The sequence below is a fragment of the Streptomyces marinisediminis genome (assembly GCF_026262575.1).
Classification (GTDB): domain Bacteria; phylum Actinomycetota; class Actinomycetes; order Streptomycetales; family Streptomycetaceae; genus Streptomyces; species Streptomyces marinisediminis.
Map to the genome: position 1 here is coordinate 22,232 of NZ_JAPKFL010000009.1, position 14,339 is coordinate 36,570.

Sequence of the window (14,339 nt, forward strand, 5' to 3'; positions counted from 1 at the left end):
TGCGGCGCGGACGTCACCCGCGGGGGCGCGCCGCGCCCGGTGTCACCAGCGGCGGGCGCGGTGCCCCAGGCCGCCGTGCGGACGCCGCCGTCCGTGGGAGGACGCCCCGCGCACGGCGCGCAGCAGGCCGCCCACGACGGCTCCCATGGTCACGCCCTGCGGCGACCGTCCGATGGCGCTGGTGCGCGAGGTGTGGCGGCGGCGCGCCACCGGAGATCCGTGGCGCACCTGACGGCTGATCGTCCTGGCCAGTCGTTGCAGTGCCGGCATGGCGGATTCCTCCGTCTGACTCGTCGGCAGACCGGCTTCCGTTCACCGTGAACGCTCCGGCCTGTCGGCCTGTGCGGCCTGTTCTACGTGTGCCCGCCCTCTCCCGGCGCACACCCGCGGGCGCCGGGAGGACGTGCGGCGCGGCCCCGCTGAGCCGGCTGCCGCCTGCAGGGAGCGCAGGGCGAGCAGCAGCACGCCGATGTCGTCCACCAGGACCGGGTCCGGCAGGAGGTCCACCGGGGAGAGGAGGTAGAGCAGCGCGCCCCAGGTGGCGAGCCGGCCGGAGGCGGGGACGCCCGCCTCCCGCAGCAGTCTGCGCGCCCGCACGACGTGCACCCCCAGACGCACGGCCAGCACGAGCGTCACCAGCACCAGCGCGGCGGCGACGGCGAGGACGACCTGGCTCTGTGTGCTCACGGCTGGACTCCTTGCGCGACGGAAGCGTACGGACGCGCCCCTCGCCGCGTCCGTCCACCCGGGTACCCGTTTTCGGCTCAGGTCGTCGCCGGTGGCGCCCCGCCCGTGCCGTCCGGGGGCGGGTGCTCCGCTCCGTCGGACGCCGGACCGTCCCGCCCCGGCCCGGCGGCGCCGTCCGCACGCCGCGGCCTACCGCGGCGCGGGTGCGGGCGGGCGTCGCCCGGCAGCCGCCCAGCGTCGCGCAGGGCGCGGCGCAGCAGGTAGTCGATCTGCGCGTTGGTGCTGCGCAGCTCGTCCCCCGCCCAGCGCGCGAGCGCGTCGTGGACGGCCGGGTCGAGCCGCAGCAGCACCTGCTTGCGGGCCGGCCGGCGCTCCGTCACTGGTAGAGCGAGCCCGAGTTGACGACGGGCTGCGGGGCGCGGTCACCGCAGAGCACGACGAGCAGGTTGGAGACCATGGCGGCCTTGCGCTCCTCGTCGAGGTGGACGAAGTCCTGCTCGGTGATGCGGGAGACGGCCGTCTCCACCATGCCGCACGCGCCCTCCACGATCTGCTGCCGGGCGGCGATGATGGCGCCCGCCTGCTGGCGCTGGAGCATCGCGGCGGCGATCTCCGGGGCGTAGGCGAGGTGGGTGAAGCGCGACTCGATCACCTGCACCCCGGCGGCGGTGACGCGGGCGTTGACCTCCGCGGTGAGCTGGTCGGTGATGGACTCGGCGTCGTCGCGCAGGGAGAGGTCGCCGTCCGCCTCGTAGGGGTAGTTGGTGGCGATGTGGCGCAGCGCCGTCTCGGCCTGGGTGGTGACGAACTCCTCGTAGTCGTCCACCGCGAAGGTGGCCTGCGCGGTGTCCTCGACCTGCCAGACGATGACGGCCGCGATCTCGATGGGGCTGCCGCCGGCGTCGTTGACCTTGAGCACCGCCGTCTCGTGGTTGCGCACCCGGGTGGAGATCTTGGTGGCGGAGGTGAGCGGGTTCACCCAGCGCAGCCCGTCCTGGCGGACCGTGCCGACGTAGCGCCCGAAGAGCTGGATGACCCGGGCCTCGCCGGGCGCGACCATCTTGACCCCGTTCCACGCCAGCAGCGAGACCAGGAGCAGCGGCACGCCGACGACGATCATGAGCACGCCCAGCGCCGTCGCGTCCCCGGGCTCGAAGCCCACCGCGACGCCGCCCAGGGCCAGGCCGAGCCCGGCCAGCGGCCCGACGAGCGCGAGGACCAGGCCGAGCGCGCCGGAGATGCTGCGGGCCACGTGCTCGCGCACCGGCGGCTTGGGCATCTCCGGCGCGTCGACCGGTGTGGTGACGTCAGTCATGACTCCCCCGTTGTTCGTGGCGTTAAAGTGATATCACTTTAACGGCGAACGGGTGGGGTGTCACCTGTGGCCCCGTCACTCCGTGCGCAGCCCGTCCGGCCGCATCAGCCGCCACAGCATCGGCAGGCTGGCGAGCGTGACCAGCACGATCATGCCGAGTCCGGCCCCCGCGAGCGGCAGGAAGGCGAGCCAGTCGGTCACCTGCGCGCCGAGCATGTCCAGCAGCAGCACGCCCAGGCCGGTGCCCCCGGCCGACGCCAGCACCAGCCCGAGCACCACGGGCACCGCCGTCTGCCACAGCACCGACGCGCCCAGCGTGCCGCGCCGCGTACCGAACGCCACCAGCACGGACAACTGCCGCCTGCGCTCGCGGAGCTGCTCCAGGGTGGAGACCACCATGCTGGCGGCTATCACCAGCATGACCACCAGCGCCCCGACGAACAGCGCGTTGCGGATCGTCACGAACTCGGAGGTGAAGACCGTGCCGCCCAGCGGCTGGGCCCGCTCCTGGAACTCGCGCAGGCCCGCCGTGTTGCGCACGTGCTCCAGCGCGTCCGCGTCCCCCGGGGCGGTCTCGAGGACGGCGCCGGCCGACAGCTCCGCCAGCCGGGAGGCGTCCAGGGCACCGGGGGTGGCGACGACACCGACGAAGTACCCGGCCTCCGCGTACGTGTCGCTCAGCGTGCGGGCGTCCTCGGGCACCGTCCACCACACCGGCTCCGGGCGCGGGCCGTCCGGCTCCTCCGGGATCTCCGCGAGGTTCAGCCGGTCCCCCGGCCGCACGTCGGCTTCCGGCACGTGCGGTGACTCCACCAGGAAGGCGTCACCGTCCGCGCACGTCCCGACGGCGAACAGCTCGCGCAGGGTGCGGCAGTCGGCGACCCGGACACCCGTGCCGGGCAGGTACCCGTTGGCGTCCGGCTCGGCGTCCACCGTGGCGTAGCTGCCCAGCCAGCCGTACGCCGACTCCACGCCCTCGGTCCGGGCGTACCGCTGGACGAAGGGCTCGAACTCGGCGGCGTCCTCGATGTCCGCGCTCGCCTCGACCCTGTCCCGGAGCGACTCCCTGCCGACCTCCTTGGTCTGCTGCACCTCCACGGCGGAGAACAGCATGTGCAGGGCCACCGCGCCGGCGACCGCCACCGTCACCCCGCTGACCGCGCGGGCGGCCATGCCGCTGTTGAGCTGGAGGCGCCGGGTGGCGAGCTGCCAGGCCAGCGGGCCGCCGTTCATCCGGGAGACCACCCGCTCCACGGCCCACGGCAGCAGCGCCGTGACGCCCGCGAGCATCAGCAGCACGCCCGCGGCGACGCCCCACTGGTTGACGCGCCCGTCGCGGACGGTGGACCCGAAGTAGAGCAGCACGGCCACGCCGAGCACCAGCGCCGTGCCCCGCCACCACACCCGGCGCCGCCGGGTCGTGCCCGCGCGGAAGACCCCCAGCGGACCGATCGACACTCCGTGCAGTGCCGCCACCGTCACCACGATCGCCACCACCGGGACCGCCGTCATGACCAGGAGGGTCAGCCACCACACCGGCGTGAGGTCGGCGGCGTAGACGCTGATCTGCGAGATCGTCACGTGCTCGGCGAGCTGGCGGCCGGCCAGGAACAGCGCGAAACCGGTCACCACACCGAGCAGCGTGCCGAAGAGCACCTCGCCGGCCGCGACGCGCCGGGTCATGGACACGTCCGCGCCGACGAGCCGCAGTGCGGCCAGCCGCTGGTCGCGCCGCTCCCCGCCGAAGCGGACGGCCGTGGCGATGAACACCACGATCGGCGCGAGGAAGACGGTGATCATGACGACGAGGAGCAGGACGAGCGCCGCGTCCAGCGGCCGCTCCCCGCCGGTGCTGCCGAACCCCGTGACCCGCCACCCCTTGCTGGTGTCGAGATTGTCGGCGCCCAGGTAGTAGGCGAGTTCCCCGGGGCCCTTGAGGCCCTCGGGGGCGATGGTGCCCACGATCCGCGCGTCGCCGAAGCGCTCGGCGAGCAACGCGCCCTCGGAGCTGTCCAGCAGCTCGCGCAGCGCGGGAGAGACCACCATTTCGCCCGGCCGCGGCAGGCGCGCCACGCCGGGCGGGCGCACGGCGTCGGCCGGGTCACCGTCAGCCTGTACGTGCTTGCCGTAGATGCCCAGGTCTCGGTAGGTCGTGTTGCCCCACTCCATGAGGAGCGTGCCCGGGCCGGCCGGCTCGACGGAGCCAGAGAAGACGTTGTCCGGCTGCCGCGCGTCCTTGCGGGCCTCGGCGTTCTGCAGGGCCGTCGGCACCGAGGCCGCCAGCAGCAGCACCGCCACGCCGAAGCCGACGCCGACCGCCGTCAGCAGGGTGCGGGTCCAGCCGGAGCGGCCGCCCGTCGCGGCGAACCGGACGCCCATGCCCAGCTCGCGCAGCCACTGACCCCTCACGCGGCGCCCGCCAGACCCGCCAGGTCCTGGGCCTTGCCGTCCCGCACGACGACCTCGCGGTCGGAGTAGGCGGCCACCCGCGACTCGTGCGTGACGAGCACGACCGCCGCCTTCGTCTCCCGCGCGGCCTCGCTGAGCAGCTCCATGACGCGCTCGCCGTTGAGCGAGTCCAGCGCGCCCGTGGGCTCGTCGGCGAAGACCACGCGCGGCGAGCCGACCAGGGCGCGGGCGACCGCCACGCGCTGCCCCTGGCCGCCGGAGACCTGCCCGGGCCGGTGGTGCCGGACGTCGTCCACCTCCAGGCGCTCCAGCCACGTGCGCGCCCGGGCCTCGGCCGCCTTGCGCTCCACGCCCGCCAGGCGCAGCGGCAGCGCGACGTTCTCGGTGCACGTCAGCTCGGGCACGAGCTGGCCGAACTGGAAGACGAACCCGAACTCCCCGCGGCGCAGGGCGCTGCGCTCGGCGTCCGACATGCCGGACAGCTCGTGGCCGCGGTAGAAGACCGTGCCCGAGTCCGGGGTGACGATCCCGGCGAGGCAGTGCAGCAGCGTCGACTTGCCCGAGCCGGACGGGCCCATGACGGCGACGATCTCCCCGGGGCGGATGGCGAAGTCCGCCCCGGCCAGGGCCGCGGTGGCGCCGTAGGTCTTGTGCAGCGCGGTGGCCGTGAGCAGCGCGCCGCTCGCGTTCTGGGCAGTCATGCGGTGACCTCCTGGCGGAGCCGGTCGAGACGGGCCGTGGTCATTTCCAACCACCGCAGGTCCGCCTCCAGGTGGAACAGGGCGTGGTCGCAGATGAGCTGGTCGGCGAGGTCGCCGCCGCTCTTGCGCCGCGTCAGCTCGCGCATCAGACGCAGGTGCTCGGCGCGCTGGGTGTCCAGCAGGGCCGCCGCGTCCCGCCCGGTCAGCAGGGCGAGCACGACCTTGGTGTAGAGCGTGGACTGCAGGTAGGGCTCCGGCTTCTCCGCCCGCCCGAGCCACTGGGCGACATCGGTGACGCCGGCCTCGGTGATGGCGTACCGCTTGCGCTCGGGGCCCTCCCCGGCCTCGATGCCGTCGACCTCGACGAAGCCGTTCTTCAGCAGGCGGGACATCGTCGCGTAGACCTGCCCGTAGGCGAGCTGGCGGTCGTGCCCGAAGCGGGCGTCGAAGGCCCGCTTCAGGTCGTATCCGTGGCTGGGCCCGGATTCCAGGAGCCCCAGGAGGGCGTGGCTGATGGACATGCGGGGGACTCTACACCACGCGTATACACCGCGTGTATACGCCCCTCGGGGCCGCCCCGGGCGTGCACGAGCGCCTCCACCGGGAGCTGCCGCGGGCCCGGACAGGGCGCACGGCCCGGCCCCCCGGCCGAGGAGCGCCACGGGCCCGGACGGCGCGGCTCGGGCCCGGCCAGGGTGCGCCGCGGGTCCGGGCAGGCGCCGCGGGTCCGGGCAAGGGGGCGGCACGGACCCGGGCGGGGGCGGGGCGCGGGCCCCGAGGGTGCCCGCGCCGCACCCCCGCCCGCCGGGCGGCCGGGGCTACTCGCAGCCCGTTCCGTCCCCGTCCCGGTCCAGGTGCGGCCCGTAGCCCGCGTCGCCCCGGTGGACCGGCGCGGCCCCCGCGGCACGGGCGGCGGCGCAGTTCTCGTAGAAGAAGGTGTTGCCCCCACCGCCCCCGCCGGAGCCTCCGTCGCCGGAGCCACCGCCGGTCGAGCCACCGGTCGAGCCGCCGGATGAACCGCCCACCCCGCCGGCGTCCACGGGCACGGCCTCCACGGTGACGGTCTCGGTCACCCGCACCTCGACCTCCTCGGTGACCGTCACCTCCGGGGCCGGCGGCGCGGTCGGCTCCGCCGTGACCGTCGCGGTCACCGTCGGCGCGGCACCCGTGGCCACCGCCCCGGCCGCCGTGGGCTCCCGCCCGTCCGCGCGCTCCTCGCCGTCGCCGGCCAGCGCCGCGCCACCCGCCAGGGCGAGGAGGAACGTCACACCGATGGCCGTCCAGAATCCGGGCCGCCGGCGCATCGGCCGGGCGTCGGGCTGCTGTGTCATGGCACCTCGTCTCGCCGCCGCGGCGCGTTCGTCCGCGGCCGCCGCCCCCGGCCGGTGGGGCAGGGCACCTTTCCTGCGACACGCAAGGCAGCGAGGGGACGATGATAGGACCGGCGGGCGGGCGAGGAGGCCCGTTCGGACGGGCCGGGGGAAATCGGGATGCCCGGCCCGAAAGCGGGGAGCAGACTGGGTGCCGGGGCGTGACCGGCGCGGGGGTGGCAACCCTGGACCGCCCGCCCCGCGTCACCATCAGCGGGCGGGTGGATCACCTACCGTGACCCCAGGGTCAGGGATGACAGCCGGGAGAGGCCTCGATGCTCGACACCGCGGGGGAACGGGTTCCCGTGCCGGAAGGGACGCCGCAGTCCGCCTCCGACCCGCCGTGGCGGCGCGCCGGGCGCCACGCGCTGGCCGTCGCCGCCCGCCCGTACTGGGACCGGCGCGACGCGAGCTGGCTCGTGCGCCGCTGGCCCGACCTGACGGCCACGGCGGTGGCCACCGTCTTCTTCTGGCTGTCCCTGACCCCCTCCCTCGTCCCGCGCCCCTGGTACCTGCAGGGCGTCATCGGCGGCATCACCGCCGCGATCGGCTACGGGATCGGGTGCCTGCTGAGCTGGGCCGGCCCGGCCGTCGTGCGCTGGCGCGCCGGCCCCGAGACCCGGCGGCGCGTCAGAGCGCGGGCCTGGCAGGTCTACTGGGTGCTGAGCCTGTCGCTGACGGTCTTCCTGCTCGGCGAGAGCGCGCGGATGCAGCGGGAGCTGCGCGAGCTCCAGGGGCTGCCGCCCACCCTCACCTGGCACTCGATCATGATCACGCTGCTGGCGCTGGGGCTGTGCTGGTCGCTGCTGATCCTCGCGCGGCTGATCCGGCTGGGCACGCGCAAACTGATCACCGTGCTGCTGCGCTACGTGCCCCGGCCCGTCGCGGTCGTCTCCGGGCTGGCGATCAGCGTGCTGGTGGTGACGTTCGGCGCCAAGGACGTCGTCCTGGAGCGCGGGATCATCGACGTGGCGTCGCGCATCGCGGCCAACACCGACCGCAGCACCAAGGAGGGCGTCGTGCAGTCGGGCTCCCCGTACGTGTCGGGCAGCCCGCAGTCACTGATCGACTGGGACGACCTGGGCTACCAGGGCCGCAACTTCACCGGCAGCGTGCTCACCGCCGAGCAGATCAGCGCCTTCACGGGCGAGGAGGCCAGCGCCCCGATCCGCGTCTACGTGGGCCGGGCGGCCGCCGAGAGCTACGCCGAGCAGGCCGCCCTCGCCATCGCCGAGCTGGAGCGCACCGGTGCCTTCGACCGCGAGGTGCTGGCCATCGCGGGCACCACCGGCAGCGGGTGGATCGACGCGCGGACCGCGGAGCCCCTGGAGTACCTCTACAACGGCGACACGGCCATCGTCGCGCTGCAGTACTCCTACCTGCCGAGCTGGGTGTCGTTCGTGGTGGACCGCCAGGAGGCCGGCCGGGCCACGAGCGAGCTGGTCGCGGCCGTCCAGCAGCGGCTGGCCGAGCTCCCGGAGGAGGGGCGGCCGAAGCTGGTGGTGTTCGGCGAGTCCATGGGGGCGACGGCCGTCGAGGACTCCTTCGACGGCATCGCGGACCTGCTGGCCTCCACCGACGGGGCCCTGCTGGTGGGCCCGCCGCACTACAGCCCGATCTGGTCGGAGGTCACCGAGGCCCGCGACCCCGGCAGCCCGGTGTGGCGGCCGGTCTACGAGGACGGGGAACACGTGCGCTTCGCCCAGTACCCGCAGCGCGACCTCGGGCGGCCGGAGGGCCCCTGGGGGTGGCCGCGCGTGGTGTACCTCCAGAACGCCTCCGACCCGATCGTGTGGTGGTCACCGGACCTGGCGCTGCAACCGCCCGCGTGGCTGGACGAACCGCTGGGCCCGGGTGTGACCGACGAGGTCAACTGGTTCCCGTTCGTCACGTTCTGGCAGACGACGGTGGACATGGGCATGTCCTACGGCGTCGACGCGCCGCACGGGCACCGCTACGGCACCAACGCGGTCGAGGGCTGGGCCGCCGTCCTCCCCCCGGAGGGCTGGACGCACGCCGACACGCTGCGGCTGAAGGAGCACGCCGAGGCCCGGGAGTCGCCGTACTGAGCCGCGCCGGGCCCCGGTCGCGCCGGGCCCCGGGCCCGGCTCACGCGCCGGGCGGGCGGGCCGGGCCGCCGGGCTCCGGCCCGTCGGAGGGGCGGGAGAGGCGCCCCTCGCGCTCGGCGAGCTCGCGGGCGGCCTCCTGGGCGGGGTCGAGGGCGCCCAGCGGCTGCTCCGGGCTGCCGGGCATGGACGGCGGCATCGCGGGCGAGGCGTCCAGCGCCGTCGCCCCGTGCACCCGGCGCCCCGCGGGGTTGCGCTCCTCGGCGTAGGCGCGCAGGTAGCCGACGACGGTGTTGGTCACCGCCACCAGCGGCACCGCGAGGACGGCGCCCGGGATGCCCGCGAGGAGCGAGCCGCCGGTGACGCTCAGCACCACGGCCAGCGGGTGCACCTGCACCATGCGGCCCAGGATGAACGGCTGGAGCACGTGGCCCTCGATCTGCTGCACCAGCAGCACGATGCCGAGCACGAGCAGCGCGGTCACCGGCCCGTTGGTGACGAAGGCGACGACGACGGCCAGCGCGCCGGAGACGAACGCGCCGACCAGCGGCACGAACGCGGACAGGAACACGATCACCGCCAGCGGAACCGCCAGCGGCACGCCCAGAATCCAGATGCCCAGGCCGATGCCGATGGCGTCGATCATCGCCACTATCACCGTTCCGCGCACGTAGCCGGTGAGCGTGGTCCAGGCGCGCGGGCCCGCGCCCGCGACGCCCTCGCGGGCGCTGAGCGGCACGAAGTTCAGGCAGAACTGCCACACCCGGCGCCCGTCGTAGAGCAGGAAGAGGCAGACGAACGCCGCGAGCGCCGCGCCGCTGAGGAACGTCACCAGGTAGGAGGCGCCCTCCAGGCCCGCGGTGGTCAGGTCCTGGCTGTGCTCGCCGATCCACTGGTTGATCTGGTCGGTGAAGTCCCCGAGCTGGTCCTCGGTGACCTGGAACGGGCTGTTGAGGATCATGCGGCGCAGCTCGTCGATGCCGCCCTGGACCTGCCGGGTGAGGTCCTCCTGGTTCTCTATGACCTGCCACACCACGAACCAGCCGATCAGCCCCATCACCGCGAAGCCGCTGACGAACGTGGCCGCCGTCGACAGGCCGCGGCCCAGGCCCCAGCGGCGCAGCCACGCCACCGTGGGCTGGAGCAGCGCGGTGATGAGCAGCCCGGCGGAGAAGGCGATGATCAGCAGGCTGATCGCGCCGACCACCTGGATGAGAACCCAGAAGACGCCCGCCAGCACCAGCAGCCGCCAGCCGGCCTCGGCGGCGACCCGGATGCCCCACGGGATGGCCTGCGCGGGCTCGTGCTGCCGCTGCGGGGGGTGCGGGGGCGGCGCGGCGGGGGCCTCGGGGGCCGGGGGGGCGCCGCCGTCCCGGGGGCCGGCTTCCCGCTCCCGCTGGGCGCGCTCCCGGTACTCCGCCATCCGGGCGGCCATCCGGGACGCGGCGGTCCGCAGCCGTTCTCGTCCTGCCATCGTCTCGCCCTTCGCCCCCGCTCGAAGCCCGTCCTGTCCCACCGTGGGACGACAGTACCCGCCCGCGGGGTTGCGCACGGAACGGCGGCACGCGCGCGGCCCTCCCCGCGGCGGCGCGGAACGCGGCGTCGCCCCCACCCGGGCCGCGGGTGGGGGCGACGTGATAGGCGATACGTGACACGTGATACGCGATACGCAGTGTGCGGTCCCGCTCAGTAGTAGTGGTTGGCCTGCCACCACTCCCAGGCGCCGCAGGGGCTGCCGTAGCGCTCGTTCATGTAGTTCAGGCCCCACTTGATCTGCGTGGCCGGATTGGTGCGCCAGTCCGCGCCCACCGAGGACATCTTGGAGGCGGGGTAGGCCTGGACGAGCCCGTAGGCGCCCGAGGAGGGGTTCGTCGCCGTGTAGTCCCAACCGCTCTCGCGCGTGACGATGTTGGAGAAGCACTGGAACTGGCCGCCGCCGACGATCTGCTGGGCCATCGCCTTGACCTCGGCGACCGAGTAGGAGGACTGCTGCGGGAACGAGGCGTCGGTGCGGCCGGCGCCGCGACTGGCGGCCTCGGCCGCCTCCTCGCGCTCCTTGGCCTCCCGCTCGGCCTTCTCCCGGGCCTCCTTGGCCCTGCGCTCCGCCTCGGCCTGCTCCTTCTTGGCCTGGGCGTCCTTGGCGGCCTGCTGCCGGGCGCTCTCCGCGGCGGACCGCTGCTCGGCGGCGTTGGCGGCGTCCGACTGCCGGTCGGCCTGCTGCGTCAGGGAGGCGGTCTGCACCTGGGTGTTGCCGTCGACGGGCAGGTCGGCGAGCAGCGTCGCTTCGGAGGCGGCGAGCTCGACCGGCTCTGCCGCGCCCTGCTGGCTCCCGGAGGCCACTCCGACGACGGCGCCGACGGTGGTGACCGCGGTGGCGGACGCCACGGCGAATCCCCGGATCGAAATCCGAGCAGTCACACAGTTTCCTTCCACAGTTGCCCGCGGTGGTGACCCCGCGGGCGCAATCGTGCCCCTGGCACTGACCTCCGTCCGTACATGTGCGTACATGGCCACAGGAGGTGCTGGCCCGTGGGTCCCCGCGAGCGGGGAGTCCGCGTGGTGCTTTCGGGCGGCATACGGCGGTGGTGGCTGTTGAGTTGTGTGGTGCTGCACCCCGGGGGGTGCGGGGGGCCGTATGCGGGGCCTGACAGGACCCACACCCTGCCGGAACCCGAGGGACGATGGCAATTCCGGGTTACGTGGGAAAGCTCACATCCCGTTTGAGCCGCGAGTGTTGCGGAAAAACGAGCGTAGCCGGACCGGGCCCGGCTACGCTGCCCCGCCGCCCGACGGCGTGTCATGTGGGTTTGTCGCGTGGTGAGTTACTTCGCCCACCACGGGCCTTTCATCACCCTTTCCTTACGTATGCCGCTTTCCCGGACGCGGGTGCGGTACGCCGCGAACCACCGCCCGCGCGGCGCCGCGAGCGGACGGTGGCCAGTCGGCCGACCGGCCGCACAGCGCCACGAGCGACGGCCGGACGCCCGGCACCACGAGCGGCCCCGTGCGCGCCCGGGACGCGCGGCGCCGCGCGGGTACCGGCGCGCGGCCGGACGCGGGGCGCCGCCCCGGCCCGCTCCCCCGCCCGCGCGGCATCCACCGCCGTCCGGCACCCCCGCCCGGCCCCGCGCCCACCCGGCGGCGGTGCGCGGAGCCGTGCGGCGGGCGCGGCGGCACGGCCCGTGCCAGTGCCGCGTCAGTCAGGGTTTGCCCGTTAAGGAGCGGCGTCCGGTGCGGTGCATCGCAAGGCGCCGGATCGGCCTCGTAGTGGGCCTACTCGGTCGATTCGGCAACGCCGCGAGGCGCCGTGCCGGGCGTCGCGACGGGGCAAACCCTGGCTGATGCGGCACTAGAGCCGCCCCTCCTCCAGCATCTCGGTCACCAGGGCCGCGATCGGCGAGCGCTCGGACCGGGTCAGCGTGACGTGGGCGAACAGCGGGTGGCCCTTGAGCTTCTCCACCACCGCCACCACGCCGTCGTACCGGCCGACGCGCAGGTTGTCGCGCTGGGCCACGTCGTGGGTGAGCACCACCCGGGAGTCCTGGCCGATCCGGGAGAGCACCGTCAGCAGCACGTTCCGCTCCAGGGACTGGGCCTCGTCGACGATGACGAAGGCGTCGTGCAGCGAGCGGCCTCTGATGTGGGTCAGCGGCAGCACCTCCAGCATGCCGCGCGCGACGACCTCCTCGATCACCTCGCGCGAGGTCACCGCCGAGAGGGTGTCGAAGACGGCCTGCGCCCACGGGTTCATCTTCTCGTCGGCGGTGCCCGGCAGGTAGCCCAGGTCCTGGCCGCCGACGGCGTACAGCGGCCGGAAGACCATCACCTTGCGGTGCTGGCGCCGTTCGAGCACGGCCTCCAGCCCGGCGCACAGCGCCAGCGCGGACTTGCCGGTGCCGGCCCGGCCGCCGAGCGAGACGATGCCCACGTCCGGGTCGAGCAGCAGGTCCAGCGCGACGCGCTGCTCGGCGCTGCGCCCGTGGATGCCGAACGCCTCGCGGTCGCCGCGCACCAGGCGCACCCGCCCGTCGGCCGTGACGCGCCCCAGCGCACGCCCCTTCTCCGAGTGCAGCACCAGGCCGGTGTGCACCGGCAGCCCGTCCGCCTGCGGCACCGCGACGGTGTCGGCGCCCTCCGGCGCGAACAGCTCGTCGATCGCGTCCCCGGGGAGCGTCAGCTCGCTCATGCCCGTCCAGCCGGAGTCGGTGATGGCGAGCTCGGCCCGGTACTCCTCGGCCAGCAGGCCGAGCGAGGACGCCTTGATCCGCAGCGGCAGGTCCTTGGAGACGACGGTGACGTCGTACCCCTCGGCCTGGAGGTTGCGGGCGACGGCGAGGATGCGCGAGTCGTTGTCGCCCAGCCGGAAGCCGGCCGGCAGCAGACCCGGGTCGGAGTGGTTCAGCTCCACCCGCAGGGTGCCGCCGAGCTCTCCGATGGGGACGGGCGCGTCGAGCCGCCCGTACCTGACCCGGTACTCATCCAGCCTCCGCAGGGCCTGCCGGGCGAAGTAGCCCAGCTCCGGGTGGTGGCGCTTGGCCTCCAGCTCCGTGACCACCACCACGGGGAGCACGACCTCGTGCTCGTCGAAGCGGGCCATGGCCGCCGGGTCGGCGAGCAGGACGCTGGTGTCGACGACGTAGGTGCGCCGGTCGTTGTCGCGGCGCTTCTTGCTGGTCACCACGGATGGACGAACCCCCTCGGACGAGGATGGTGCGCGGCGTCCGCTGCACGCGTGCCGCTGCGGAACGGGCCGGGCCGACCGCCGCTGCCGCGGGCCGGACACCGGCCCTCCGCGTTCCGCGCCCCGCGGTGCGGTGCGCCGTCCGTGGCTAGCAAAGGGCCTCCCGGTGGCCGGAACCCTCCCGCGGGCTCCGGCTGCCAGGGATATTCCCTTTTCGCGATCCGGCCATGCGAACCCGTTGGGTCCGCCGGGTGAACGTCTCGCACCCAGTCGGCCACGCCGCCGGCTGCGCCGGGTCCCGCCGGGCGGCTCAGCCTCCGTAGCGGCGGTGCCGCGCGGCGTAGTCGCGCAGGGCGCGCAGGAAGTCGACCTTGCGGAACGCGGGCCAGAAGACGTCGCAGAAGTGGTACTCCGAGTGCGCGCTCTGCCACAGCATGAACCCCGAGAGCCGCTGCTCCCCGCTGGTCCGGATCACCAGGTCGGGGTCGGGCTGGCCGCGGGTGTAGAGGTGTTCGGCTATGTCGTCCAGGGTCAGCGTGTCGGCCAGGTCGGACAGCGTCTGGCCGCGCAGGGCCCGCTCGGCCAGCAGCGAGCGCACCGCGTCGGTGATCTCCTGGCGCCCGCCGTAGCCGACGGCGACGTTGACCAGGATGCCGGTGCGGTCCTCGGTCTCGGCCTGCGCCTCCTTGAGCACCCGCTGCGTGTGGTCGGGCAGCAGGTCGGGCGTGCCGACGTGGTGGACGCGCCAGCGCCCGTCGGCGGCCAGCTCGCGCACGGTGTCCTCGATGATGCCCAGCAGCGGCGTCAGCTCGGCCGGGGGCCGGTCGAGGTTGTCGGTGGACAGCAGCCACAGGGTGACCACCTCGACGTCCGTCTCCGCGCACCAGCTCAGCAGCTCGCGGATCTTCTCCGCGCCCGCCCGGTGGCCCTCCACCGTCGTCCCGCCGGACGCCTTCGCCCAGCGCCGGTTGCCGTCGAGGATGACGCCGATGTGCTTGGGCACCTGGCGGGGGTCGAGGTGGCCTTCCACCCGGCGGGAGTAGAGGCGCACCACCAGGCGGCGCAGCGTGTCCTTCATGTGAGCAGTCGGCCCCTTCCATGCTGCCGCGT

Annotated in this window: 13 protein-coding genes; 1 reads left to right on the forward strand and 12 read right to left on the reverse strand. The window is 74.4% G+C overall.

Annotated elements, in window-relative coordinates:
• Positions 1 to 42: 42 nt before the first annotated feature.
• The 8 genes from OSB71_RS09515 to OSB71_RS09550 all read right to left on the reverse strand — a co-directional run bounded on the left by OSB71_RS09515 (position 43) and on the right by OSB71_RS09550 (position 6,443).
• Positions 43 to 270, reverse strand: coding sequence for a hypothetical protein (locus OSB71_RS09515; RefSeq protein WP_265946427.1), 228 nt, complete (start codon positions 268 to 270; stop codon positions 43 to 45).
• A 42-nt stretch (positions 271 to 312) separates the two neighbouring features.
• Entirely contained in the window at positions 313 to 687 is a 375-nt protein-coding gene (locus OSB71_RS09520) for a YkvA family protein (RefSeq protein WP_265946429.1), read from the reverse strand.
• 77 nt (positions 688 to 764) lie between these two features.
• On the reverse strand, positions 765 to 1,067 hold the full coding sequence (locus OSB71_RS09525; RefSeq protein WP_265946431.1) for a type II toxin-antitoxin system antitoxin: 303 nt from the start codon (positions 1,065 to 1,067) through the stop codon (positions 765 to 767).
• On the reverse strand, positions 1,064 to 2,002 hold the full coding sequence (locus tag OSB71_RS09530; RefSeq protein ID WP_265946433.1) for an SPFH domain-containing protein: 939 nt from the start codon (positions 2,000 to 2,002) through the stop codon (positions 1,064 to 1,066). Before OSB71_RS09530 ends, OSB71_RS09525 begins: the two co-directional genes overlap by 4 nt.
• 75 nt (positions 2,003 to 2,077) lie before the next feature.
• Positions 2,078 to 4,411, reverse strand: a complete 2,334-nt coding sequence (locus OSB71_RS09535) for an FtsX-like permease family protein (protein WP_265946435.1) — start codon at positions 4,409 to 4,411, stop codon at positions 2,078 to 2,080.
• On the reverse strand, positions 4,408 to 5,112 hold the full coding sequence (locus OSB71_RS09540) for an ABC transporter ATP-binding protein (protein ID WP_265946437.1): 705 nt from the start codon (positions 5,110 to 5,112) through the stop codon (positions 4,408 to 4,410). Before OSB71_RS09540 ends, OSB71_RS09535 begins: the two co-directional genes overlap by 4 nt.
• Positions 5,109 to 5,633: a PadR family transcriptional regulator gene (locus OSB71_RS09545; RefSeq protein ID WP_265946438.1), complete on the reverse strand. Its 525-nt coding sequence runs from the start codon at positions 5,631 to 5,633 to the stop codon at positions 5,109 to 5,111. Before OSB71_RS09545 ends, OSB71_RS09540 begins: the two co-directional genes overlap by 4 nt.
• A 297-nt stretch (positions 5,634 to 5,930) precedes the next feature.
• Complete coding sequence (locus OSB71_RS09550; protein WP_265946441.1) at positions 5,931 to 6,443, reverse strand: excalibur calcium-binding domain-containing protein; 513 nt, start codon at positions 6,441 to 6,443, stop codon at positions 5,931 to 5,933.
• Between the two features lie 314 nt (positions 6,444 to 6,757).
• Here OSB71_RS09550 and OSB71_RS09555 point away from each other — a divergent pair, with 314 nt between their 5' ends.
• The gene (locus tag OSB71_RS09555; RefSeq protein ID WP_265946444.1) at positions 6,758 to 8,551 is read left to right on the forward strand and encodes an alpha/beta hydrolase; all 1,794 of its coding nucleotides are present in this window, start codon (positions 6,758 to 6,760) and stop codon (positions 8,549 to 8,551) included.
• A gap of 40 nt (positions 8,552 to 8,591) precedes the next feature.
• On the opposite strand, the gene OSB71_RS09560 is transcribed toward OSB71_RS09555, so the two are convergent.
• The 4 genes from OSB71_RS09560 to OSB71_RS09575 all read right to left on the reverse strand — a co-directional run bounded on the left by OSB71_RS09560 (position 8,592) and on the right by OSB71_RS09575 (position 14,307).
• Complete coding sequence (locus OSB71_RS09560) at positions 8,592 to 10,022, reverse strand: AI-2E family transporter (protein ID WP_265946446.1); 1,431 nt, start codon at positions 10,020 to 10,022, stop codon at positions 8,592 to 8,594.
• A gap of 212 nt (positions 10,023 to 10,234) precedes the next feature.
• Entirely contained in the window at positions 10,235 to 10,966 is a 732-nt protein-coding gene (locus OSB71_RS09565) for an aggregation-promoting factor C-terminal-like domain-containing protein (protein WP_265946448.1), read from the reverse strand.
• 931 nt (positions 10,967 to 11,897) lie between these two features.
• The gene (gene phoH2 / locus OSB71_RS09570; protein ID WP_265946450.1) at positions 11,898 to 13,229 is read right to left on the reverse strand and encodes an RNA 5'-3' helicase PhoH2; all 1,332 of its coding nucleotides are present in this window, start codon (positions 13,227 to 13,229) and stop codon (positions 11,898 to 11,900) included.
• Positions 13,230 to 13,539: 310 nt separating this feature from the next.
• Complete coding sequence (locus OSB71_RS09575; protein WP_265946453.1) at positions 13,540 to 14,307, reverse strand: isoprenyl transferase; 768 nt, start codon at positions 14,305 to 14,307, stop codon at positions 13,540 to 13,542.
• Positions 14,308 to 14,339: the final 32 nt, after the last annotated feature.